The 21,170-nt window shown below is 72.3% G+C and carries 21 protein-coding genes and 1 pseudogene; 14 read left to right on the forward strand and 8 right to left on the reverse strand.

The annotated features are described in order from the left end of the window. Nucleotides 1-243: pseudogene (locus AB0J69_RS24450) on the forward strand (ATP-dependent Clp protease ATP-binding subunit ClpC); the annotation flags it as partial. Nucleotides 244-284: 41 nt separating this feature from the next. Here the strand turns inward: AB0J69_RS24450 and AB0J69_RS24455 are convergent. Then, nucleotides 285-1,139 (reverse strand): STAS domain-containing protein, encoded by an 855-nt coding sequence (locus AB0J69_RS24455; protein WP_364121314.1) that lies wholly within the window; start codon nt 1,137-1,139, stop codon nt 285-287. 304 nt (nt 1,140-1,443) lie between these two features. Between AB0J69_RS24455 and AB0J69_RS24460 the strand changes: the two genes are divergently transcribed. Next, complete coding sequence (locus AB0J69_RS24460; protein ID WP_364121316.1) at nt 1,444-2,181, forward strand: peptidase E; 738 nt, start codon at nt 1,444-1,446, stop codon at nt 2,179-2,181. Between the two features lie 90 nt (nt 2,182-2,271). Here AB0J69_RS24460 and AB0J69_RS24465 read toward each other — a convergent pair whose 3' ends face one another. Together AB0J69_RS24465 and AB0J69_RS24470 are read right to left on the reverse strand one after the other, a co-directional pair. After that, a complete protein-coding gene (locus tag AB0J69_RS24465; protein ID WP_364121319.1) occupies nt 2,272-3,354 on the reverse strand; it encodes a beta-eliminating lyase-related protein in 1,083 nt (360 codons plus the stop codon). Between the two features lie 379 nt (nt 3,355-3,733). After that, nucleotides 3,734-4,069 carry a hypothetical protein gene (locus tag AB0J69_RS24470; protein WP_364121322.1) on the reverse strand — a complete coding sequence of 112 codons (336 nt, stop codon included), beginning with the start codon at nt 4,067-4,069 and terminating at the stop codon, nt 3,734-3,736. 114 nt (nt 4,070-4,183) lie between these two features. Between AB0J69_RS24470 and AB0J69_RS24475 the strand changes: the two genes are divergently transcribed. The 6 genes from AB0J69_RS24475 (at nt 4,184) to AB0J69_RS24500 (ending at nt 7,813) form a co-directional block, all read left to right on the forward strand. Beyond that, on the forward strand, nt 4,184-4,417 hold the full coding sequence (locus tag AB0J69_RS24475; protein WP_364121324.1) for a hypothetical protein: 234 nt from the start codon (nt 4,184-4,186) through the stop codon (nt 4,415-4,417). Continuing rightward, nucleotides 4,414-4,893, forward strand: a complete 480-nt coding sequence (locus tag AB0J69_RS24480) for a Clp protease N-terminal domain-containing protein (RefSeq protein WP_364121327.1) — start codon at nt 4,414-4,416, stop codon at nt 4,891-4,893. The genes AB0J69_RS24475 and AB0J69_RS24480 overlap by 4 nt, the downstream gene beginning before the upstream one ends. 145 nt (nt 4,894-5,038) lie before the next feature. Next, nucleotides 5,039-5,941 carry an ABC transporter ATP-binding protein gene (locus tag AB0J69_RS24485; RefSeq protein WP_364121330.1) on the forward strand — a complete coding sequence of 301 codons (903 nt, stop codon included), beginning with the start codon at nt 5,039-5,041 and terminating at the stop codon, nt 5,939-5,941. After that, a complete protein-coding gene (locus AB0J69_RS24490; protein WP_364121333.1) occupies nt 5,938-6,783 on the forward strand; it encodes an ABC transporter permease in 846 nt (281 codons plus the stop codon). Before AB0J69_RS24485 ends, AB0J69_RS24490 begins: the two co-directional genes overlap by 4 nt. A 98-nt stretch (nt 6,784-6,881) precedes the next feature. Next, a complete protein-coding gene (locus AB0J69_RS24495; RefSeq protein WP_364121336.1) occupies nt 6,882-7,439 on the forward strand; it encodes an EamA family transporter in 558 nt (185 codons plus the stop codon). Continuing rightward, the gene (locus AB0J69_RS24500; RefSeq protein WP_364121339.1) at nt 7,436-7,813 is read left to right on the forward strand and encodes an EamA family transporter; all 378 of its coding nucleotides are present in this window, start codon (nt 7,436-7,438) and stop codon (nt 7,811-7,813) included. Before AB0J69_RS24495 ends, AB0J69_RS24500 begins: the two co-directional genes overlap by 4 nt. On the opposite strand, the gene AB0J69_RS24505 is transcribed toward AB0J69_RS24500, so the two are convergent. Next, nucleotides 7,814-8,668: a helix-turn-helix transcriptional regulator gene (locus AB0J69_RS24505; protein ID WP_364121342.1), complete on the reverse strand. Its 855-nt coding sequence runs from the start codon at nt 8,666-8,668 to the stop codon at nt 7,814-7,816. It abuts the gene before it with no gap. A 134-nt stretch (nt 8,669-8,802) separates the two neighbouring features. Here AB0J69_RS24505 and AB0J69_RS24510 point away from each other — a divergent pair, with 134 nt between their 5' ends. Further along, nucleotides 8,803-9,528, forward strand: coding sequence for an alpha/beta hydrolase (locus AB0J69_RS24510; protein ID WP_364121345.1), 726 nt, complete (start codon nt 8,803-8,805; stop codon nt 9,526-9,528). Between the two features lie 296 nt (nt 9,529-9,824). Here AB0J69_RS24510 and sigJ read toward each other — a convergent pair whose 3' ends face one another. Continuing rightward, nucleotides 9,825-10,745, reverse strand: coding sequence for an RNA polymerase sigma factor SigJ (sigJ, locus tag AB0J69_RS24515; protein WP_364121348.1), 921 nt, complete (start codon nt 10,743-10,745; stop codon nt 9,825-9,827). Nucleotides 10,746-10,908: 163 nt separating this feature from the next. Between sigJ and AB0J69_RS24520 the strand changes: the two genes are divergently transcribed. Continuing rightward, the gene (locus AB0J69_RS24520) at nt 10,909-11,439 is read left to right on the forward strand and encodes a YceI family protein (RefSeq protein WP_364121351.1); all 531 of its coding nucleotides are present in this window, start codon (nt 10,909-10,911) and stop codon (nt 11,437-11,439) included. A gap of 197 nt (nt 11,440-11,636) precedes the next feature. Next, complete coding sequence (locus AB0J69_RS24525) at nt 11,637-13,655, forward strand: hypothetical protein (RefSeq protein WP_364121354.1); 2,019 nt, start codon at nt 11,637-11,639, stop codon at nt 13,653-13,655. Here AB0J69_RS24525 and AB0J69_RS24530 read toward each other — a convergent pair. Together AB0J69_RS24530 and AB0J69_RS24535 are read right to left on the reverse strand one after the other, a co-directional pair. Further along, entirely contained in the window at nt 13,640-15,598 is a 1,959-nt protein-coding gene (locus AB0J69_RS24530; protein WP_364121357.1) for a WD40 repeat domain-containing protein, read from the reverse strand. The two genes, AB0J69_RS24525 and AB0J69_RS24530, sit on opposite strands and share 16 nt — an antisense overlap. A 216-nt stretch (nt 15,599-15,814) precedes the next feature. After that, a complete protein-coding gene (locus tag AB0J69_RS24535) occupies nt 15,815-17,236 on the reverse strand; it encodes an FAD/NAD(P)-binding protein (protein WP_364121360.1) in 1,422 nt (473 codons plus the stop codon). A gap of 172 nt (nt 17,237-17,408) precedes the next feature. Here AB0J69_RS24535 and AB0J69_RS24540 point away from each other — a divergent pair, with 172 nt between their 5' ends. The 3 genes from AB0J69_RS24540 (at nt 17,409) to AB0J69_RS24550 (ending at nt 19,477) form a co-directional block, all read left to right on the forward strand. Continuing rightward, the gene (locus AB0J69_RS24540) at nt 17,409-18,479 is read left to right on the forward strand and encodes a helix-turn-helix transcriptional regulator (RefSeq protein WP_364121363.1); all 1,071 of its coding nucleotides are present in this window, start codon (nt 17,409-17,411) and stop codon (nt 18,477-18,479) included. A 144-nt stretch (nt 18,480-18,623) separates the two neighbouring features. Next, nucleotides 18,624-18,929, forward strand: a complete 306-nt coding sequence (locus AB0J69_RS24545; protein ID WP_364121366.1) for a hypothetical protein — start codon at nt 18,624-18,626, stop codon at nt 18,927-18,929. Nucleotides 18,930-19,060: 131 nt separating this feature from the next. Beyond that, complete coding sequence (locus AB0J69_RS24550; RefSeq protein ID WP_364121368.1) at nt 19,061-19,477, forward strand: nuclear transport factor 2 family protein; 417 nt, start codon at nt 19,061-19,063, stop codon at nt 19,475-19,477. A 62-nt stretch (nt 19,478-19,539) separates the two neighbouring features. Here AB0J69_RS24550 and AB0J69_RS24555 read toward each other — a convergent pair whose 3' ends face one another. Continuing rightward, the gene (locus tag AB0J69_RS24555; protein ID WP_364121371.1) at nt 19,540-20,901 is read right to left on the reverse strand and encodes an FAD-linked oxidase C-terminal domain-containing protein; all 1,362 of its coding nucleotides are present in this window, start codon (nt 20,899-20,901) and stop codon (nt 19,540-19,542) included. Between the last annotated feature and the right edge of the window lie 269 nt (nt 20,902-21,170).

The raw sequence follows: 21,170 nt of genomic DNA on the forward strand, positions 1-21,170 counted from the left end.
CTCGAGGTCTCGCCCGAGGCCAAGCAGCTGCTGGCCGACCGGGGTTACGACCCCGTCATGGGCGCCCGGCCGCTGCGCCGGACCATCCAGCGCGAGCTGGAGGACTCGCTGTCGGAGAAGATCCTCTACGGTGACCTCCGGCCGGGGCAGATCGCCAAGGTCACGGTCGACGGCCTCGGGTTCGTCTTCACCAGCGAGAGCGCGCCCAGCGACCTGCGCCAAGGCGTCGCGGCCCCCGCCTGAGAGGGCGCCGGGCACGATCAGGCGCCCCCTGGGCAACCGGGCTACACCATGGGCAGGCTGCGGTCCAGGCCGGTGATGTGCAGCAGCCTGGTCATGAACGGGCGGGGTTCCGCCAGCGCCACGGTGATGCCCATGAGCCGGGCATGCCGCTGCATGTTCACGATGACGCCCAAGCCGGAGGCGTCGCAGAAGGACACCGCGGACAGGTTCAGGACGAGCAGCGGCGTGCTGGACTTCAGGACGTCCTCCAGGCGCGAGCGCAGCGCCGGGCTGGTGGAGATGTCGATCTCGCCGGACAGGCCGACGGTGGTCGGCCTCGACCGGTCGGCTGTGCCGAGCGGGTAAGCGTCGATGACCATCGTGCGGCTCTCGGATCGGTGCAGGGACGCGGGTTCCGGCTGATCGAGCGGCGAGCTCACCCCGATGTGGTGTTCACGCTCGTTCTCCCAGTCGGCGAAGGCGTCGGCCTCGGGCGTGCCGGTGGCCGATTCGGCGGGCGCGTTCGCGTCGTGCGAGCGCGCGGGCCCGATGCAGGGCGGCACCACCAGGAGCGTGATGGGCTCGGCGTCGGCGAAGGCCAGGACGACCAGGTGAGGATCGGCGGCGAGCAAGCACTCCACCGCGACCTCCCTGCCCCGGGCGGGAACACGGTACGGGATGTCGGCCCAGGTGTCGGCATCCAGGCCGATGCGCAGCACGACCTGGCTCAACCGCTGGTCGACCGCGGCGATGAGACCCGGCAACTCGGCGGCGGCGTCGCAGGAGTGCGGCCACCACACCCCGTCCCTGGCACCCTGCCGGTCAACGAGAGGATCCAGCCAGAGGCGAACCTGGGAGTCGGTCTCGGGCGGTGCACCAACGGCGCTCAGCGGCGCGGGATTCGTCAGAAGATTCATGATCGTTGGCCTGCCCGGCCCCTTCCAGGGCCCATCGTCTATCGCCGGGGGCGACGCCGACCTGAAAGCCAACGCTCGAAATATCCTCGGTAACTCCAGGATAATCCCGGGTTATGAAATGACATTTCTCCGGAACGCAAAGTGCGGCAATGAGTTTCGAAAACGTCCGGAGCGTAAGGTTGCCTTCCGCTAATCACCGAGCCATTTTGGCGCTCGGCGGAGGCCGGAGCAGGCCTGACTGATCATCTTGGCTGTACGCGGCGACCTTGCGGCCGCGCCTCGCCGGGCCGGAGGATGGGTGCCCATGATCAGAGAACCTCAGATCCTGGCCTGCTCCGGTGTCCTGTATCCCCCTGAAGGGTTCCGGCACCCGGGCGTGCAGATCTGGCAGGCGATGCGGCTGGCCGACGTACGCAGGCCCCGGGTGTGCCTCGTCGCCACGGCGGCCGGTGACTCGCGGGAGCTCATCGAGGGCTGGTACGCGCGGGCTGGCTCGTTCGGCGAGGCGGAGCTGTCCCACCTGCGGCTGTTCACGCAGCCGAACGTTCCCGATGTGCGGGCCCACCTGCTGGCCCAGGACGTGATCTTCGTGTCCGGCGGCAGCGTGATCAACCTGCTGGCGGTGTGGCGCGCGCATCGGCTCGACGCGATCCTGCGTGAGTGCTGGGAGAGGGGTGTGGTGCTGGCCGGTCAGAGCGCGGGCAGCCTGTGCTGGCACGTGGGCGGGGTGAGCGACTCCTACGGCGACGACCTCGACGCCGTCGACGACGGCCTGGGCTTCCTGCCGTTCAGCAACGGGGTTCACGACGACCTGGCCGACCAGCCCCGGCGGGCCAGTTTCCGCCGGTTCGTCGGCGAGGGGACGCTCCCCGCCGGGTACGCCACCGAGGACGGCGTCGCCCTCCACTTCGTCGGCACCCGCTTCCACGAGGCGCTCGCCGTCCTGCCCGGCAGGAACGCGTGGTTCGTCGAGCCCGACGGCGACGGGAAGCACCGCGAGACGGCCCTGCCCGCCCGCCTCTGGACGCCCCCGCCGACCTGACCCCGGGAGGCCCCGGGTCCTCGACGGGACCGGGGCCGCGGAGGACGCGCCTCGGCGGGTGGCGGTGCAGGGCGGTGGAGGATCCGCCGGTCAGCCTGGCCCGGCCCGGGTCAGCAGGTCGCGGAGGAGGGCGGCCACCTCGTCGGGGGTGAACTCCATGGCGTTCTCGCCGACGCTGACCTCGAAGCTGCACCGCGAGGGATCCGGGACGGTCCGCACCCGGCCCCACAGCTGGATGCCGTGCTCGGCGAGGAGCTCCGCGCCGGCCCGCTCGACGGCCCGCTTGGGGGCCGGCAGGTGGATGTGGAACATCGGGGTCTGCGGCGGGTCGGGATGGACGCGGGCGGCGCCGTCGGCGTTGATCGCGGCCGCGATGGCGATCGCGTGCTCGCGGTAGGCGGGCATGCGCTCGGCCAGGGTGTCGAGGTGCACCAGGGCGGCCAGGGCGAGCGGCCAGGCGTCGCGGATGCCGCCGCCGAGCCGCTGGCGCCACACCTGAGCGGCCTGGACGGTCTCGGTGTCGGCGGCGAGCACGGCACCGCGCACCCCCTGCAGGCTCTTGTAGAGCGAGACGTACACCGTGTCGAACAGGGCCGCGATCTCGTCGAAGGGCCGCCGGTAGTAGGTCTGGGCCTCCCACAGCCGGGCGCCGTCCAGGTGCGCGGCGGCGCCGGTGGCCCGTACGAGCCCGACCTGCTCGCACAGCTCCGCCCAATCGGGGAGCAGGCCGCCGAGGTCGCGCTGCGGCAGCTCCCAGACGGCCGCCGCGAGCGGCTCACCGGCGGCTGCCGCGAGGTCGCCGGCCGTCATCAGCTCGTGCGGGTCGCCGGTGCGGCGCAGCCACAGCCCGTGCACGGCGTTGTAGCCCTGCTCCTCCCACACGTCCAGATGCGACTGCGGGTGGGCGGCGAAGGCGCGGCGCCCCCGCCGGTCGGCGTGTACGCGCAGCGCCACCTGCTGGGCCATCGTCCCGCTGGGGAGGAACAGCGCCGCCTGCTTGCCGAGCAGGTGCGCCAGCCGCCGCTCCAGCACGGCGACGGGACCGTCCGGGCCGTCCGGTGGGGTGTCGTCGTCGACGAGCTCGAGCATCTGCCGCAGCACCACGCGCGGGCCCCGCCGGATCGGCGCATGCAGGAACAACGACCGCCGAATGGACGAGGTGGAGTCCGGCATCCGCATCCTCTGCTGTTGCAAGTAGTTCGCAGTAACCTGCCGGAACCCTACAGGACGGGAACGCCAGAGGGCGGCGTCGAGCGTTCAGACACTGCGCTCACGCCGCCCTCTGGCCACGTCGTACTGTTCGGTTGTGGTCGGCTCACAGCTCTCAGCGGCGACGCCTCCGTCGGCGCGAGCTGCGGCTGCTGTCCGAACCACCACTGGGCGACCGGGGGTCGGGGTACGGCTGCCGGAATCCCAGCAATCCGAGGTACTGCTTGATCATCATGGTTCCTCCCATGAATAGTGACCTCTTATTAGGCCAATATGTAGAGGAACCAGGCGGGTATAACGATCCTTCCCCGGATTTCACGATTTTAGGGACATCGCCCAGGCTTTACTTTTCTGAGTGGCAAAGCCGGAGCCGCAGCTTGTCCGGGGCGCGGACGAAGTCGATCCGATGGACCAGCCCGCCGGCGACCGTGAACGAGACGACCGTGTCGAGCCTGCCGTGAACATGGCCGGCCACGCCGAGAACGCCGTTGACGGCGACCGGAGTGAGGACGTGGCCGGGTCCGGCCTTGCCCATGAGGCCGAGCACGAAGCGGGCGACCTGTTCGGCGCCGTGGACGGGCCGGCGGGCGGCGTTGACCTTCCCGCCGCCGTCGCCGGGCCGGCCGGTTCGAGGGTGCGCGTCGGCGGGGGCGGGATCGCCTTTCCGGTTATGACTCATGCTCCAAGGACGAGACGGACGCCTCGGACTGTGACATACGGCACTTCACCGCCGAGAGCCGCCGTAAGCAACTTGAGTTGACTATCCCGGAATTAGTCAACTAGGGTTGCTTGCATGCCGGCAGAAGACCCATCCGTTCCCGAGGACCCGGCCGACGCGCTGGCGGCCGTCGTGGCGTTGCGGCGCCTGGCCGACCGGCTGGAGGACGCGGCGGTGGAGCAGGCCATGCGCGCGGGCTGGAGCTGGCCCGACGTCGCCGAGTCCCTCGGCGTCACCCGTCAGGCGGTCCACAAGAAGCACGCCAAGCGGCTCATCGCCGCCGGCGTCACGCTGAGGAGGCGCCAGTGAGCGCGATCGACCACTACATCAACGCGATCCTGGAGGAGGGTGCGGCGCAGGCGCGGGAGGACGGCTCCGCGGCGACCGAGGCCCACCACCTTCTGCTGGCGATCGCCGCCCACGAGGGCACCGCCGCCCATCGCGTGCTGGCCGGCGCGGGGCTCGGGCGGCAGGCGATCAGCGACGCGCTCGCCCGGGAGTTCGAGCACAGCCTGAACGCGGTCGGCGTGTCCCTCTCGTCCTTCACCCTTCCGGCGCCCGGCCGCGACCCCAAGCCACCCAAGATCGGCGCCTCGGCCCGGCTCGCGATCGAACGCGGATTCGCCGCCGCCACCGGCAAGAAGGACCTCCGCCCCGCGCATCTGCTGCTCGGCATCCTGGACACCGAGCACGGCACGGTCCCGCGGGCGCTCGCCCTGGCCGGTGTCGACCGCGTGGACCTCATGGCACGCGCCCGGCGGACGCTCGCCCACGACAGCTGGTGAATCCGGCCCACCGCAGCCGCGCCTGATCCCCCGCTCGCCGTCCCCCATGTGATCCCCGGGCGGCGACATGTCATGCCCTCGCGCCGGATCCCACCGGCATGTCTCCCCTTCGCGAGGGCGTCCGATCACGAAGAGAGGTCATCTCATGACGAGCAGCGAGCAGGTCGCGCTCGACGTCGACGGGCTGCGCATGCGCTACGGCTCGGCCGACGTGCTGCACGATGTCACCTTCCGGGCCCACCATGGCGAGGTGCTGGCCCTGCTCGGGCCGAACGGAGCGGGCAAGACCACCACGATCGAGATCCTGGAGGGCTTCCGTACCCGCTCGCAGGGCCGGGTCGAGGTGCTCGGCACCGACCCCGAGCACGGGGACGAGCGGTGGCGGGCCCGGCTCGGAGTCGTGCTGCAGTCCTGGCGCGACCATGGCAAATGGCGCGTACGCGAGTTCCTCGCCCACCTCGGCACCTACTACGCCCCCTATGCCACCCCGGAGATCCCGCGGCCCTGGAACCCGGACGAGCTGATCGAGACGGTCGGCCTCACCGAGCACGCCGGGAAGAAGCTCAGGACCCTCTCGGGCGGCCAGCGGCGCCGGCTGGACGTGGCGATCGGCCTCGTGGGCCGGCCCGAGCTGCTGTTCCTCGACGAGCCGACCGCGGCGTTCGACCCGCAGGCCAGACGCGAGTTCCACGACCTGATGCGCCGCCTGGTGGGCGCCGGGCAGACCACCGTCCTGCTCACCACCCACGACCTGGACGAGGCCGAGAAGCTCGCCGACCGCATCCTCGTCCTCGACGGCGGCCGGATCATCGCCGACGGCACCGCCGCCGAGCTGGCTCGGCGGATCGCCGGCCTGGACGAGGTGCGCTGGTCGCGGGGCGGTCAGCGCTTCGTCGAGACGACCGGCGACTCCACCCGCTTCGCCCGGGAGCTGTTCACCCGCTTCGGCGACGACGTCCAGGAGCTGGAGATCCACCGGGCCTCCCTGGAACAGACCTACCTCACCCTGGTCCGCCAGGCCGAGACCCCCGAGGACGCCCTCCGATGAACCCCGCCACGGCGACACTGCGCGCGGGCTGGTCCCGCGGCCTGATCGAGCTGCGCCAGTCGTTCACCAACGGCGCCGAGCTGTTCTCCCACTTCCTCTGGCCGGGACTGATGCTGGCCGTCATGTTCTTCATCCGCGACATGTCGTTCGGAACCAGTGGGCTGCTGCTCGGCGCGCTGGCCCTGCCCAGCATCCTCGGCATGAACGCCGCGACCGTCATGATCAGCATGAGCCAGCAGCTGACCGCCGACCGCGAGGACGGCACCCTGCTGCGTGCCAAGGCGACCCCGCACGGCATGCCCGCCTACCTCGTGGGCAAGGTGATCTCGGTCTCCGGCGGCCTGGTCGCCGATCTTGCCATCTTCCTCGTGCCCGGCCTGCTCATCGTCGAAGGGCTGGCGATCGGGCTGGGCTCCTGGCCGGCCCTGGCCTGGGTGCTGGCGCTGGGCCTGCTCGCGACCCTGCCCCTCGGCGCGGTCCTGGGCTCGGCGTTCGCCAGCGCACGCGCCCAGGGGCTCATCCAGCTGCCGTTCCTCGCCGTGATCGGCATCTCCGGCATCTTCTACCCGATCACCGCCCTGCCCGAATGGCTGCAGGCGATCGCCCAGATCTTCCCGATCTACTGGATGGGCCTCGGCGTGCGCTCGGCCCTGCTCCCGGACTCGGCGGCCGCGGTCGAGATCGGCGAGTCCTGGCGGCACCTGGAGACCGTCGGCGTGCTGGGCGCCTGGGCGGTGCTCGGCCTCCTGCTCGCCCCGGTGCTGCTGCGCCGGATGGCGCGCGGGGAGTCCGGCTCCGGCGTGGCGGCACGCCGCGAGCGGGCCCTCCAGCGGATCGGGTGACGCCACGACTCCGGCCGGATTTATCCCGTTGCGTGCCGAAGGTTGGACATGTCAGCGTCAAACCTGCTGGACGGTGATGACGGTGCAGGTGGTGTGGGATGAGGTATGCGGGGCTCGCGCTCGCGTTCATGTCTTCGTCGTGTTTCGCGTTCTCGGGGCCGATGGCCAAATACCTCATCACCGCCGGGCTGACGCCGTTCGAGGCCGTGTGGGCGCGGATGGCGGGGGCGGGGCTGCTGCTGGTGGCCGTGCTCGCCGTGACCAGGCCGCGGGCGTTGCGGATCTCCCGCTCCAGGTTGCCGTTCTTCGGGCTCTACGCGGTGATGGCGGTGGCCGGGGTGCAGTCGCTGTACTTCGTGGCGATCACGCGGTTGCCGGTGGGGATCGCGTTGCTGCTGGTGTACATGGCGCCGGTGATGGTGGTGGCGTGGGTCCGGCTCGTACGCAAGGTGCGGCTCGCGCCGGCCGCGTACGTCGGGGCGGTCGTCGCGGTCGTGGGCCTCGGGATCGTCGCCGAGGTGTGGCAGGAGGTACGGCTCGACGCGCTGGGTCTGGTGCTGGGGTTGCTGGCGGGGGCGTGCTCGGCCGGATATTTCCTGATGAACGATAGCTTCGGGGCCGACGTGGACCCGCTGGGCTCATCGCCTGGGGGATGACGGGGGCGGCCGTGGTGCTGATCCCGTTCGCGCGGCCCTGGGACATCCGGTGGGAGGCGTTCTCGGTGTCCGTCGCCCCCGCCGCGGATGGCCGGCGGTTGCCCGTGCTGGTGGCGTACCTGTGGATGGTGCTGATCGCGACCGTGGTGGCGTACATCCTGGGGGTGCACGCCGTGCGGCGGCTGTCGGCCGCCGTGGGGGCCACCGTGGCGTCGCTGGAGGTCGTCGGCGGGGCGCTGGTGGCCTGGGGGCTGGTCGGGGAGACGCTGAGCGGGTTCCAGATCGTCGGCGGGTTGATCCTGCTGTCCGGCGCGCTCCTGGCCCAGACGGCCACCCGCTCCGCCTCGCGCCGCCCGGTCGTCGCCGCCTCCTGATCAGCGGTCGATGCGCGCGGTGCCGGCGGCCGGTGCCGTCTGCGTGACGGAGGCGAGGAGGGCCAGTTTGTCGGCGGTGTCGGTGCCGGGGTCCGGGTGGAGGACGACGAGCGTCTGGCCGGCCGTGCCGTTGACGCCCAGCCTCTCCCGGTTCAGCCGCAGGCTGCCGACCTGGGGGTGGTCGATGTGCTTGGGTGCGCCTTCGCACGTGTTCACGTCGTGGCGGGCCCAGAGCCGGCTGAAGCGGGGGCTGACGAGGGAGAGCTCGCCGACGAGCTCGATGAATCGGGGGTCGTCCGTGTCGGTGCCGACGGACTCGCGGAAGCCCGCGACCATGCCCGCTGCGGCGTCCTCCCAGTCCGGGAAGAGGGCCTGTTCGGCGGGGTCGAGGAACACGTCCCGCAGGCGGTTGCCCCCCACCGCGAGGCGCGGGGACAGCGCGGTCGCCAGGGCGTTGGCGGCCAGGACGTCGAAGTAGCGGCCCTCGACGTACGCGGGCAGCGGGAGCGTGGCGACGAGCTTGGCGGTGCCGGGAGGGACGGTCTCCTTCCGGGGCCGGCGCCGCGGCCGCCGTGGCCTGCCGGCGCCGAGCCGCAGCAGGTACGCCGTCGCGTCGTCGTCGAGCCGCAGCACGCGGGCGAGGGACTCGAGGACCTGCGCGGAGGGGTTGCGGTCGCGGCCCTGCTCCAGGCGCAGGTAGTAGTCGGCGCTGATGCCGGCGAGCATCGCGACCTCTTCCCGGCGCAGGCCCGGCACGCGCCGCGCTCCCAGAACGGGGATTCCGGCCTGTTCAGGGGTGACGAGCTCACGGCGGGCGCGTACGTAATCGCCCAAAAGGTTGGATTCGTCCCTCATGTCTCCACTGTAGGTTGCGCGACTTCGTACGTGCCTGGTCCTGTCACCCCCAGGATCGCGGGGGCTCTGGCTCCGGCTGAACGTGAGCGGAAACCTCACCTTCAGCACGAGTTACCCCACCAAGGAGCTACACCATGTCAACATATTTGCTGGTACACGGCGCCTGGCACAGCGGACAGTGCTGGGAGCGGGTGGTCCCGCTGCTGGCGTCGGCCGGGCATCGGGTGCTCGCCCCGTCGCTGACCGGCTACGGCGACAAGGCCCACCTGCTCGGCCCCGACGTCGGGCTCGACACGCACGTCGGCGACATCGTCGGGCTGATCACCGGCGAAGACCTCACCGACGTGATCCTCGTGGGACACAGCTACGCCGGGCTCGTGATCTCGTCGGTGGCCCACCAGGTCCCGGATCGCATCGCCCACCTGGTCTACCTCGACGCGATGGTGCCGGAGGACGGCGAGACCGCGGTCGACGTCCAGCCCATGACGCAGGCCCTGATCGACCGCGCCGCCGGATCCGGCGCCGGCTGGCGGATCCCGCCGCTGCCCGAGTTGCCGCCGCCCGTGGGCCTGTTCGGGGTCACCGACCCGGCGGACGCCGCCTGGCTGCGCACGCTGTTGTCGGATCAGCCGGTGCGCTGCCTCCAGCAACCGGTCCGGCTGGACAACCCGGCGGCGAACACGATCCCGCGGACGCACATCCACTGCGTGGCCGGCGTACCGGAGGGCATCACCCGGCGGCCCGTCCCGCCGATCCAGCCGAACGGCAGCCCGGCGCAGGTGTGGGAGCTGGAGACCGGCCACGACTGCATGATCACCATGCCGGTCGAGCTCTCCGACCTGCTGCGCAAGCTCGGCTGACCCGCTCACCGGCCCCGGCCCCGGCGGCGGCCTGCCGGGAGGGCTCCGTCCCGACCCCTACCCCGTGCGGCAGCCCCCTGCTCGCGATCCGGGCGCCCCGCCACCCTGCGGGTACGCCTGCGCCCCGGGGCCGACGCCGACCGCGTCTGGCAGGCGGTCGAGAGCGAGCCGGCCGGGCGCTCACCGAGCACGTCACGCTGGAGCGCGCCGAGGAGCCACCGGGCAGTCCGGCGGCGACGGCAAGTTCCGCAGGATCATCCCCCTGGCAGGGCCGTGACGGCCTCGGGCCCCGCGGGTCAGTCAGCCGTCCAGGGGCGGAGCTTGTCGGGGTTCGACACCGCCCACACGTGCGTGATGCGGTCGTCCGCGAGGTCGAAGGCCATCACCCCCACGGTGACGCCGTCCTGCTGGACCACCAGACCGGGCTGGCCGTTGACCGTGCGCTCCAGGAGCGCCAGGCCGGGCACCTTCTCGAAGCCCTTGACCAGGAAGCGCGCGAGCCGCGCAGCGCCGACGATCGGGCGGCGAATGGTCCCGCCCACGCCGCCGCCGTCGGCGATCCCCGTGACGTCGGGGGCGAGCAGGCCGACGAGGGCGTCGATGTCCCTGCTCTCCCAGGCCCGCTTGAAGTCCCGGACGATGCCGACCTGCCGGGCGTTCGGCGTCGCGGGGGCCTGGGCCTCCCGGATGCGGCGGCGGGCCACCGAGGCCAGCCGGCGGCAGGCGCCCGGCGTGCGGCCGACGATCTCGGACACCTCGGCGAAGGAGTAGCGGAAGACGTCGTGCAGGATGAACGCGACCCGTTCGGCCGGGTTCATCGATTCGAGCACGACCAGGAAGGCCATGTTGATCGACTCGTCGAGGGTGACGCGGTCTGCGGGGTCTCCCTCGGGTCTCGTCCACTCCGTACGATCCGGCACCGGCTCCGGGACCCACTCGCCCACGTAGCGCTCCCGACGGACCCGGGCCGAGCCGAGCAGGTCGAGGCAGATCCGGCTGGCGACCGTCGTCAGCCAGGCGCCGGGGGTCTCGATGGCCTCCTGCTGCTGCCGCGACATGGCGTACCAGCGGGCGTACGTCTCCTGCACGACGTCCTCGGCCTCCGCCAGGGAGCCCAGGAGGCGGTACGCCAGGTTGATCAGCTGCCGGCGCTCACTCATGATCGCGCTCAGAGCCGGATCGACCTGGCCGTCTCCTGGCTCGGTTCTCGTGGTCATGCTTGTCGCCGGCCTTCCTTCTTCACGTGGCTGCCCTCATCACACCCGACGAGACAGCCACCCGGAATGTGATGCGACGCGGGAAGCTGACATTCTGCCGGGTCACGTCGTCGTACTGGCAGCGGGACCGCGTAACCCCTTCCCTTCCAGGAGCGAGCGAGCCATGACGACCACGACCCCTCTCAGCGCACTGACCGGCGACTACGTCCTCGACACCGCCCGCACCCGGATCGGCTTCGTCGCCCGGCACACGATGGCCACCAGGGTGCGCGGGCACTTCGACGCGTTCGAGGGCCACGTCCATCTGGACGGCGACGACCCGTCGAGGTCGAGCGCCGAGCTGACGGTGCGGGCGAGGAGCATCCAGACGCGCAACCGGCGGCGCGACGAGCACCTGCGCCGCCGGTTCCTGGGCCTGGACGACCACCCGACCGTGACCTTCGTCTCGGCCGGGGTGGAGCGGGCCGGCGACACCCGCTTCAGGATGACCGGTGACCTGACCATCCGCGGCGTGACCAGGCCGGTCACCGTCGACTTCGAGCTGACCGGCGCGCGGGGCGACCAGGTCGCCTTCCGGGGCGGCGTCACGGTCAACCGCATGGACTGGGGCGTGAACTGGAACGCGGCGACCGCGGTCATGGTCGGCCCCGAGGTGAGGCTGGAGCTCGACGTCGTCGCGATCCGGCGTTCCTGACCCGGCCCGCCGGTTCCCCGCCGCGTCCAGACGGACGCGGCGGGACCGGTTACGGCGGGACCGGTTACGGCGGGATCGTCACGGGGTGCCGCCGAAGGTCACGACGAGGCGGCCGTCCGGCGCGAACGACCTTTCGTTTCGGCCTTTACCGTAATGCCCTCTTGACGCGACATGGCGCGCGTTTCAAGATTTCGGTCATGACCTTAATCGAACGATCGTTAGCGGCCGGGCTGGCTGCCGTGCTCGCCGCGTTCACCGTCGCGGCTCCGGCGGACGCGTCCGCCCGCCGGATCGAGGACCTGGGCATCCCCCTCGAGGACGTGCTGCTGATCGGCGGCGTCGTGGCGGCGGGGCCGGGCGGCGAGACCGTCCTGTGGGGCGCCTCCTCCGGCGATCCCGCTCACCTCAACGCCGTCGACCCCGCCACAGGCGCCGAGAAGGCCAGGTACGACCTGCCGGGCGCAGGCGGTTCGTGGGCCCTGGAGGCCACCCCTGACGGCAGCGTGTACGCGGGCACGTACGGAGACGGCCGCCTCTACCGCTGGACGGACGGCGGCGGGGTCACGGACCTCGGCCGGCCCCTGGCCTCGGAGAACTTCATCTGGTCCGTGGCCGCGGGCGAAGGCGCCACGGTCTACGGGGGCACCTCGCCCGGCGGCCGCCTGTTCGCCTACGACCCCGCGACGGGGGTGCGCGACTACGGCCGGCTCTCGTCGTCCCACGCCTACGTCCGCAGTGTCGCCTATGCCGACGGGAAGATCTACGCGGGTACCGAGGCCCCGGCCGCCGTCTTCGAGATCGACGCGGTCTCCGGCGCGGCCCGGCAACTCCCCGTGCCCGACGGCCTGGATCCCGCGGGCAAGTGGGCCTACGACGTGAACGTGGCCGCCGGTCATCTCTACGTGCGCTACGGCGGCGCGTCCCCCGGGCCGCTGCACGTGTGGGACATCGCCGCCGGACGGTGGAGCGACGTCCTGGAGTCCGCGCACGGCCTGGACGTCTCGCCCCCCGACCAGGACGGCGCCGTCTACCTGGTCAGGGACGGCGAGCTCGTCCGCTACGACGCGAGGACGAAGACCACCACGGGGACGGGGGTGCCGATCACGGGCCGCGTCGCCAACACGCGCGGCATCGGCTGGGCGGAGCTGGGCCTGCCGGACTATCCGGGCAAGAGCGTCGTCGGCCTGCTCTGGCGCGGCCTGATGTTCCGCTACAACCCGCAGACCGGGGCCAAGTCGTTCGTGCAGACGGGCGTCAGGGGTGAGCCCATTGACGTGACCGCCCTCGCGGAGGGCCCCGACCGGCGCATGTACGCCGGAGGGTTCCTCAACGGCGGCTTCGCCGCGCTGGACCCGGCGACCGGCGAGCGGGCCGAGTTCCACACGTTCTCCCAGAGCGAGGACATGACCGCGCACGACGGCAAGCTCTACGTCGGCGCCTACCCGGAGGCCAGGGTCTACGCGTACGACCCCGAGCTGCCGTGGCACAGCACCGAGTACTCCCCCAGCCCGGAGCCCGGCCCTGCGCCGAACCCCGCCCGGCTGTTCGACCTCGCCTCCGACCACCAGATCCGCCCGCGGGCGCTGGCCTCGGCGGGCCGCTACCTCGCCGCCGGCACCATGCCCGACCTGGGGCATCTGGGTGGCGTGCTGGCGATCTGGGACCCGCGTACGGGGGCGCTCAAGCACGCCGAGCGTAACGTGGTCAAGGACCAGAGCATCGTCTCGCTCGCCTACCGCGACGGCGTGCTGTACGGCGGCACCTCCATCTACAGCGGCCAGTCCGCCACGCCGCCCACGCAGCCGGAAGCCAAGGTGTTCGCCTGGTCGGTGAAGGAGAACCGGCTGCTGTGGGAGCTCGTCCCCGCCCCCGGCAAGCCGGCCGTCCCGGCGCTGACGTTCGACGCGCTGGGCCGGCTGTGGGGCATCGCGGGTGGCGAGGTGTTCTCCATCAGCACGACGGCCCGCAAGGTGACCCGGCGCGTCACGCTGTCGGACAGCAAGAGTGCGAGCGGACAGCTCACCTTCAACCGGCGCGACCTGACCCTGTACGGAGCGCACGCCGGCCAATACGTCTTCTCCCTGAACCCGCTGACCGGACGGCACGCCGTGGTGAAAGAGGGACCCGTGCACCAGCTCGCGGTGCACGGGTCCGGAGACGTCTACTTCGCCGAGGGGCCACGCCTGTTCCGGCTGACCCGTCAGCAGATCCGGTAGGTGTAGAAGTTCTCGAAGCGTGACAGGTAGAGGTGGCCGTCAGGGCCGAGGAGGAGGTTGGAGATCGGGCGGGCGATGAGCGTGAGCGCCATCGTCCCCGGATCTATCCGGTACGCCTTCCCCTGCACCTTGCCCCAGAGGAACCCCTGGTGGAACACCAGGTTGGTGTCGAGCCAGACCTGCGTGGCGGTGGCCCACGGGTAGGTCTGGTGCTTGACCGACCGGACCGTCCGCCCGGTCGCCGGGTCGAGCTCGAACAACGTGTCCGGGGTCAGCCCCCACAGCCGCCCCGCGCCGTCGAAGGCGATCGAGCCGAGTGCCAGGTCGCCGGCGACCGGGGTGGTCCGCCACAGCACGGAGTCCGTGGCGACGTCGTACGCGAACGCCGCCGCCTCGCCCTGCGGAGTGGCGGTGCCGCCGAAGGCGGAGGTGGCGCCGTAGATCACGCCGTCGCGGTAGGCCAGGCCCACGACACTGTGGCCGGGGACGATGTTCCGCCTGATCACCGACCGGCCGGTGGCGGGATCGAGCAGGCCGAGCGCGCCGCCCAGCGTGCCCGACTTGGGCACCGTGCCGAAGGCGAGCCAGTCGCCGGCCGAGATCATCGCGAACGGGCGGTCCTGTTCCTGCCCGCCGAGGTCGAGCAGCAGCCGGGGCGCGTTCCCGTCGAACTCGTAGATGCGGGCTCCCGGATAGACGCCCAGGTAGAGCTTGCCCTTGTGGGTGACGATGCCCTCGCTCTGGCCGACGTCCGGCCAGTTCTGCGTCTGCCCGTCGGCGGGATCGTAGGCCGCCAGGCCGCCGGCGAAGAAGCCGCCGGCGTAGACGCGGCCGTCCGGCCCCGTGCCCAGGGAACGGATGCTGACGTGCTGGCCGGTCAGGGTCGCGTCGAGCAGCTCGCCCTGGCCCTTCTTGCGGTCGAAGTGCCAGATGCGGCCCGTCGAGCTGGTGCCGACGAGCGTGTGACCGACCCAGCCGAGGGGGCGGGCCGCGCCGTCACCATAGTCCTTGAAGCCCAGCTTCGTGATCTTTCCGGACCTGAGGTCGTACTTGACGAGCTCGTCGTTCTGGAACAGGTAGAGGTCGGCGCCGAGGCGGCCGCCTCCGACGGTCAGGCTGTCGACGTCCTCGACGACGTCCTTCCATCTGCTCGTGACCAGGTCGTACACGCCCATCGGGTTGGCGCCCGTGGAGGTGACGAAGCGGACCAGCAGGTAACGGCCCGCCACGTCCACGTCGTACGCGTAGCCGTTGCCCTGGACGGGCGGGTCGATCACCCGCTCGACCGTCCCCTCGCGGGTCAGCACCGCGACCTTCATGCTGAGCGCGCCGACGCCGGCGTACACGGTGCCGTCCTCGCCGACGGCGAGGTCTCTCACGAACTGGTCGCCGGGGACGGGGCTGCCCAGGTCGGTGCTCCGGCCGGTCGCGGTGTCGTACCGGAAGAGCTTGCCCGACGGCGAGGTGCCGCCGTAGACGGCGGATCCGTCGGGGGTGGCGGCCACCGTCCAGACGAACGTCTCGGTCGCGATGGGAATGCCCAGCTCGCTCACCTGGTCGGTGGCCGGGCTGTAGCGGAAGAGACGGCCCATGGCCCCGGCTGTGGCGTTGTAGCTCCCCACGTAGACGGAGTGGTCGGGGGCCACGGTCACGGCCCACGAGCCCAGCGCCAGGGGCAGCGGCCGCTCGCCGATCAAGCGGCCGTCCCGCGCGTCCCTGATCCCCAGCAGCGCCGGGCCGGAGGCGCTGGAGGTGACGGAGTAGACGCGCGGGCCCTGCGGGTACCGGGCGTCCAGGGCGGTGCCCGCGGTGGTGGCGCCGGTGAGGGGCAGCGTGCCGAGGGTCTGGAAGCCGCATCCCGTGGGTGGGGACGCTGTCGATTCGGCCCGGGCCGGAGATGAGATGGATAAGGCGACGAGTAGCGCTACCAGGATGACACGCATGGAGACCTCCGCACTTGTAGATAACGGACCCGACCGTAATTCGCGCAGAGGATCCTGGCAAGAGGGTGTCCCCGCTCGCCTCGCCCGGCGGCTCGTCACCGCCCTGCCGCGCCGACCCGCTCAGCCGATGCGTCGATCGAGACCGTCCCCCGCCTGCCGGCGACCCGGACGAGAAGGTCTCTCGGTGCGTGCCCTCCTGGGTCCCTCGCAGGTGGCTCAGCGGGGCGCGAGTGCGGCTTGAGCGGCCAGGGCTGCCTGGGCGGCGACGCCCGGGATGCTCGCGGTGATGAACGAGCCGCCGCCGGCCAGGTCGCCGACCACGTGCAGGCGCGGATCGGCCGGCACCAGCCCGCCGGCGGGGTGCGGCGCCGCCAGGCCACCCGCCACCAGGGAGCCGGCCAGGGACGCGGCCGCGGGCGGCACCGACCCGGGCGGCGGGTTCACGGCGTTGACGACGACGTCCGCGTCCCACGTACCGTCGTCGCAGCGCACCCGGAACCGCCCCCGCGCCGCTTCGATCTCGCGCACGCCCCTGGCCATGGTGAGCTGCCCGCTGTCGAACAACCTCATCAGGATGGAGGCGTTCACCGGCACCATCGGCGAGGCCAGGCTGGTCGCCGGCCGGAAGTGGCGCCGCAGCCGGACGCGGTCGGCCTCGGGCAGCAGCCGCCAGGCGTACGGGCCGACACTGTGCGCGGCCGACTGCAGGACGCGGCGGCCGATGTCGGGATCGCCGACGGCGGCGAGCTCCCGCCGCAACCGCCGGACGGGATCCTCGGACGGGGCCGCCAGCACGCCGGCCGCGAAGTCGTCGAAGTCCTCACCCGCCTCGGCCAGCTCGGCGCGCAGCAGCCGGACGAGGTCGTCCAGCGTGACGGCGCCGTGTTCGCGGTGCAGCGCCGCCACCCGCTCGGCGGTCACGTGCCGCGGCTGGTGGCCGAGGGGACGCTGCCAGACGTACGGCAGCAGGCCGCTGCGCGACACCAGCCTGATCGGGCCCGTGTGGCCGCGCGCGGCGAGCGAGACGACGATGTCGACCGCGGTCAGCCCGCTGCCGACGACCGCCACGGCGCTCCCCGCGGCCACCCGCTCCAGCGTGCGCGCCAGCGGGTACGGATCGGCCACGAAACCGGGGACGCCGCCGAGATCGTAGAGGTCCCGGGGTGTCCCGGCGCCCACGCACAGGACCACGTGATCGGCTTCGCGCGCCTGCCCGTCCTCGGTGCGCAGCGCCGCCCGCTCCCCCCAGCCGGCCAGCGCCGTGACGCGGGCGGGGACCACGTCCACGTGCCACCCGCGGCCGCGCAGCGTGGCCAGGGCCGTCTCGGCGGTCCGCGCCAGGTAGCCGCCGTAGACCGCGCGGGGGACCAGCGGCTGTCCCAGCAGGGCGTCGAGGTGGGCCGGGCCACGCTCGCCCAGCCAGGCCGCGTAGTGGCCGAAGTCCGCCGGGCGGATCGACATGAGGGCGGGCGGGGAGTTGACCAGTACCGAGTCCAGGTCGGGCGCGTACGGGCGGCCTCGCCACAGGTGCGCCGACGGCTCGAACACGGTGACGCCACCGGACCCCGGGGCGGTGGCGGCCAGCCGGTCCAGCAGCGCGACGGCGGCGGCGCCCCCGCCGACGATGGCGATGTCCATGTCTATCCTCTCGTAGCGTGTCCTGAGGTCTTGAGCCTTCCGATCACCGCGGCCGATCCCCATCCCCCGCATCGGGCGATCGCCGGGCGGTGATCCCCCTCAAACGGGGGGTTGGCGCCGGGCGGAAGATCGGGCAGGCTCACCGGTCTACGAAGCACAGGAGGGAGCCCTGGTGACCGAGCGGCGCCGCCATGCCGAGGTGATGTCCGCCGCCGAGCGCGCCGGCGACGCGCTGGAGCTGTTCAGCCGCGCCTCGGACAGGCTGCGGCGGCTCATTCCGTACGACGCGGCCGTGTGGACCGCCACGGACCCCGAGACCGGCCTCGTCACCGCGCCCATGCTGGTGGACAACCTCGGCTCCCGCGAACGCTGCGGCGCCTACTGGGAGAGCGAGCTCTTGGAGGAGAACGTCCTGGCGTTCCGGGACCTGGCGCGGGCCGCCGTCCCCGCGGCCGGTCTGCGCGCGGCCACCGGCGACCTGCCCGCGCGCAGTGCCCGCTTCCGCCGCCTGCTGGGGGCCCAGGGCGTGGACGACGAGCTGCGTGCCGTGCTGCGGACCGGTGACCGGCCGTGGGGTGTGGTCAGCCTCTTCCGGATACGGCCGGGCGCGGCGTTCGGCCCGGACGAGGTCGCGCTGCTCGCCGGTCTGTCCGCGCCGCTGGCCGACCGGCTGCGCCGGTTCGCCCGTCCCGCCGCGCCGGGCGGCGCGACCCGCGCGTCGGCTCCCGGGCTGCTGCTGTTCGACGAGTACGGCGAGGCCACGTCCATCAACGAGGAGGCGCGCCACTATCTCGCGCTGCTGCCGGACGGCCCGTCCGTGCCGTCGGCGCTGGGGCTGAGCCTGCCCATCTGGGTGGTCGGCACGGCCCTGCAGGCGCGGGCCATCTCCCGCGGCCGCGATCGCGGCACCGCCCGGGTACGCATCCGCACCGTCGACGGCCAGTGGCTGACCTGCCACGCCTCCTGCCTCACCGGCCCGGGTGGGCGGCCGGGCCCGGCGGCGCTCGTCATCGAGCCGGCGGCCCCCGCTGACCTGGCGGTCATCGTCACCCAGGCGTACGGGCTGACGCCGCGCGAGCTCGAGATCGCCCGGCTCGTCGCGCAAGGGCTGCCCACCGCCGAGATCGCCGCGGCGCTGTTCCTCTCCCCGCACACCGTCCGCGGTCACCTCAAGGCCGTCTTCGGCAAGACGGGGGTCTCCAGCCGGGGCGAGCTCGTCGCGCGGCTGTTCGCCGAGCGGTAGGTCCGGATCATCACGGTCGATCCGCCGGCGGCGGGTCCGTGGGACGGCGCGCACGGAGCTGATCCGGATCCGCGGGCACGGCGGTGGAACGGGATGGCACGCCCATGGGATGTAGGCCCACTGATCGAGCCACGAGGAGATCCCATGACCTACCGGATGAAGAAGCTGCTGGTCGCGCTGGCGGCGGTGACGCTGACCGGTGCCGGCGCCGCCGTCGCCGCGCTGCCCGCCTCCGCCGGCGCGACCGTGCAGGCCGGCGCCCTGTTCAACGGGTTCGCCGAGAACCTCGACGAGGACGCCGCGCTCGCCGACGCCGAGAGCTCCGCCAGGCTGAACGCGCTGAAGCACGGGTTCACCGAGTGCGACGTGTTCGAGTCGGTGGTCTCCCAGGATCCGCGCACGCTGGTGTTCTTCGCGGTGGTCACGGTCCGCTGCGTGGACGCGGCCTAGCCAGGCAGCGCCGGGACCCGCCGGGAACCGGTGGAGTCACCGGCGCCCGCCGCTGCCGTCCGCCGGTGTGACGCCACCCAGTCCCTGCCGTCCCGCGGCCCTTTCCCACGCCGGATGAATAGGGTAGTCACATGCCTGACGCAACCGATTCGAGCGCCCGGCGCAATGCCGAGGTAGTCCGTCGCTATCTCCGGATCTTCGAGACACGCCAGGTGGCCGACCTTGAGGATCTGGTAGCGGAGGATGTGCTCATCCACGGCGCCGGCCGGCACGTGCGAGGACGGCATCACCCCGAAGGGGCGATTCTGACCCCCGGATTGTCGAACTGCCGCGTACGCATCGACGATCTCTTCGCGGCCGAGGACCGGGTGACCGTGGCCTTCACGCTGACCTACACGCACGACCGCACGGGGAGGGACTTGACCATGACGGGGATCAAGTCATACCGACTTCGAAGTGGCAAGATTGTCGAGTTCTGGGGCGAGACCGACTTGTACGGTCTCTTTCGCCAGGCGAACCTCGTCCCTGATGAGATCCCGGCCTTCTGAAGGTCAGCGGACGTCTCGACGTGGCGACCGTGGGCCTCGGCGGGGCATGTGCCACGCTCTCCTCAGATGACCTTTCCGGGGTTGAGTACCCCGGCCGGGTCCAGGGCCGACTTGATCGCGCGGTGCAGTGCCAGCACGTCCTCGCCCAGCTCGGCATGCATGCCGCGCTTCTTCAGCAGGCCCACGCCGTGCTCGCCGGTGACGGTGCCGCCGAGCGCGATCGCGTCGTCCAGGATCGCCTCGAACGCCGACTGCGCCCGGGCACGCGCCTCCTCGTCCCCGGCGGGGACGACGATCAGCGGGTGCAGGTTGCCGTCGCCCGCGTGCGCGATGTTGGCGATGTGTACGTCATGCGTACGGGCATGCCCCTCGATCCGGGCCAGCATCTCCGGCACCAGCCCGCGCGGCACGCACACGTCCTCGGTCAGCACCGGCCCCAGCCGTTCCAGCGCCGGGTAGGCCAGCCGGCGGGCGGAGAACAGCGCCTCCGCCTCCTCCGCGTCCGTCGAGCGGGTGCTGAAGACGGCGCCCGCCTCGTCGAAGCACGCCTGCAGCGCGGCCGCCTCCGCCTCGTCCCCGGTGTCGACGCGGCCGAGCAGCAGCACGTCGCCCAGGTCGGCCAGGCCCATGTTCTTCCAGTCGTCCACGGCCCGCAGGCAGTAGCGGTCGACCAGCTCCAGCGCGCTCGGCGTGATGCCGGACGCGGCCGCGGCGGCAACGGCCCGTCCCGCGGCCACCAGCGAGCCGAACGCGCCCACGATCGTCTTCGGCGGGCTCCCGGGCAGCCGCAGCAGCCGTACGGTGATCTCGGTGATCACGCCCAGCGTGCCCTCGGAGCCGACGAACAGCCCGGCCAGGTCGTACCCGGCCACGCCCTTCCTGGTCCTGCGGCCGACCCGCACCAGGTCGCCGGTTCCGGTGACGACCTGCAGGCCGAGCACGTAGTCGCGGGTCACGCCGTATTTCACGCAGCAGACGCCGCCCGCGTTGGTGGCCGCGTTCCCGCCGATCGTGGACCACGGGGAACTGGCCGGGTCGGGCGGGTACCACAGGCCGTGCTCGGCCGCCACGGCCCGCAGCCGGTCGTTGACCACCCCCGGCTGGACGACCGCGAGCTGCTCGCCGGGATCGATCTCCAGGATTCGGTCCATGCCGTCGAGTGCCAGCAGCACGCAGCCGTCCACGGCGTTCGCCCCGCCGGACAGGCCGGTGCCCGCACCGCGCGGCACGACCGGCACCCGGTGCTCGGCGCAGACCGCCACGACCCGGCGCACCTGCTCGGCGTCCTCGGGTCTGACCAGCGCGGCGGCCTTGCCCTGCGGCGCCCAGGCGGCCTGGTCGCGGGAGTGGGCGGCCACCACGTCGGGGTCGAGGACGATCCGGCCCGGCGGCAGGGCGGCGGTCAGGGCGTCGAGGAACTGCACGGGCAGCACCGTAACAACCGCGGCGCGGCCGTGGTGAGGTGGGAGCCCTCCACCGTTTCCGGGTCGTCGGGTGCGGACGCTCCACCGGTTCGCCGGGGGCGGTCGTCAGAGCGGTCCGTGCCGGTGATCGCCTGGAGGAGGTGGCGCAGCACCGGGGCGGGCGGCCCGGGAGGTACGGCCCAGCGAGGTGATCATCGTGGGCGCGGCCAGGCGCGAACGGCACGGTGGAGTTCCTGCTCGACGGCCACCTGACCACCGTGAGGCGGGGC

The sequence above is a fragment of the Nonomuraea sp. NPDC049709 genome (assembly GCF_040674815.1).
Classification (GTDB): Bacteria; Actinomycetota; Actinomycetes; order Streptosporangiales; family Streptosporangiaceae; genus Nonomuraea.

Coding starts and splice junctions, on each gene's coding strand:
- AB0J69_RS24495 (WP_364121336.1), top strand. CDS start 6,882: ATGAGGTATGCGGGGCTCGCGCTCGCGTTCATGTCTTCGTCGTGTTTC.
- AB0J69_RS24485 (WP_364121330.1), top strand. CDS start 5,039: ATGACGAGCAGCGAGCAGGTCGCGCTCGACGTCGACGGGCTGCGCATG.
- AB0J69_RS24520 (WP_364121351.1), top strand. CDS start 10,909: ATGACGACCACGACCCCTCTCAGCGCACTGACCGGCGACTACGTCCTC.
- AB0J69_RS24475 (WP_364121324.1), top strand. CDS start 4,184: ATGCCGGCAGAAGACCCATCCGTTCCCGAGGACCCGGCCGACGCGCTG.
- AB0J69_RS24500 (WP_364121339.1), top strand. CDS start 7,436: ATGACGGGGGCGGCCGTGGTGCTGATCCCGTTCGCGCGGCCCTGGGAC.
- AB0J69_RS24510 (WP_364121345.1), top strand. CDS start 8,803: ATGTCAACATATTTGCTGGTACACGGCGCCTGGCACAGCGGACAGTGC.
- AB0J69_RS24460 (WP_364121316.1), top strand. CDS start 1,444: ATGATCAGAGAACCTCAGATCCTGGCCTGCTCCGGTGTCCTGTATCCC.
- AB0J69_RS24550 (WP_364121368.1), top strand. CDS start 19,061: ATGCCTGACGCAACCGATTCGAGCGCCCGGCGCAATGCCGAGGTAGTC.
- AB0J69_RS24455 (WP_364121314.1), bottom strand. CDS start 1,139: ATGAATCTTCTGACGAATCCCGCGCCGCTGAGCGCCGTTGGTGCACCG.
- AB0J69_RS24505 (WP_364121342.1), bottom strand. CDS start 8,668: ATGAGGGACGAATCCAACCTTTTGGGCGATTACGTACGCGCCCGCCGT.
- sigJ (WP_364121348.1), bottom strand. CDS start 10,745: ATGACCACGAGAACCGAGCCAGGAGACGGCCAGGTCGATCCGGCTCTG.
- AB0J69_RS24525 (WP_364121354.1), top strand. CDS start 11,637: ATGACCTTAATCGAACGATCGTTAGCGGCCGGGCTGGCTGCCGTGCTC.
- AB0J69_RS24465 (WP_364121319.1), bottom strand. CDS start 3,354: ATGCCGGACTCCACCTCGTCCATTCGGCGGTCGTTGTTCCTGCATGCG.
- AB0J69_RS24490 (WP_364121333.1), top strand. CDS start 5,938: ATGAACCCCGCCACGGCGACACTGCGCGCGGGCTGGTCCCGCGGCCTG.
- AB0J69_RS24535 (WP_364121360.1), bottom strand. CDS start 17,236: ATGGACATCGCCATCGTCGGCGGGGGCGCCGCCGCCGTCGCGCTGCTG.
- AB0J69_RS24545 (WP_364121366.1), top strand. CDS start 18,624: ATGACCTACCGGATGAAGAAGCTGCTGGTCGCGCTGGCGGCGGTGACG.
- AB0J69_RS24530 (WP_364121357.1), bottom strand. CDS start 15,598: ATGCGTGTCATCCTGGTAGCGCTACTCGTCGCCTTATCCATCTCATCT.
- AB0J69_RS24470 (WP_364121322.1), bottom strand. CDS start 4,069: ATGAGTCATAACCGGAAAGGCGATCCCGCCCCCGCCGACGCGCACCCT.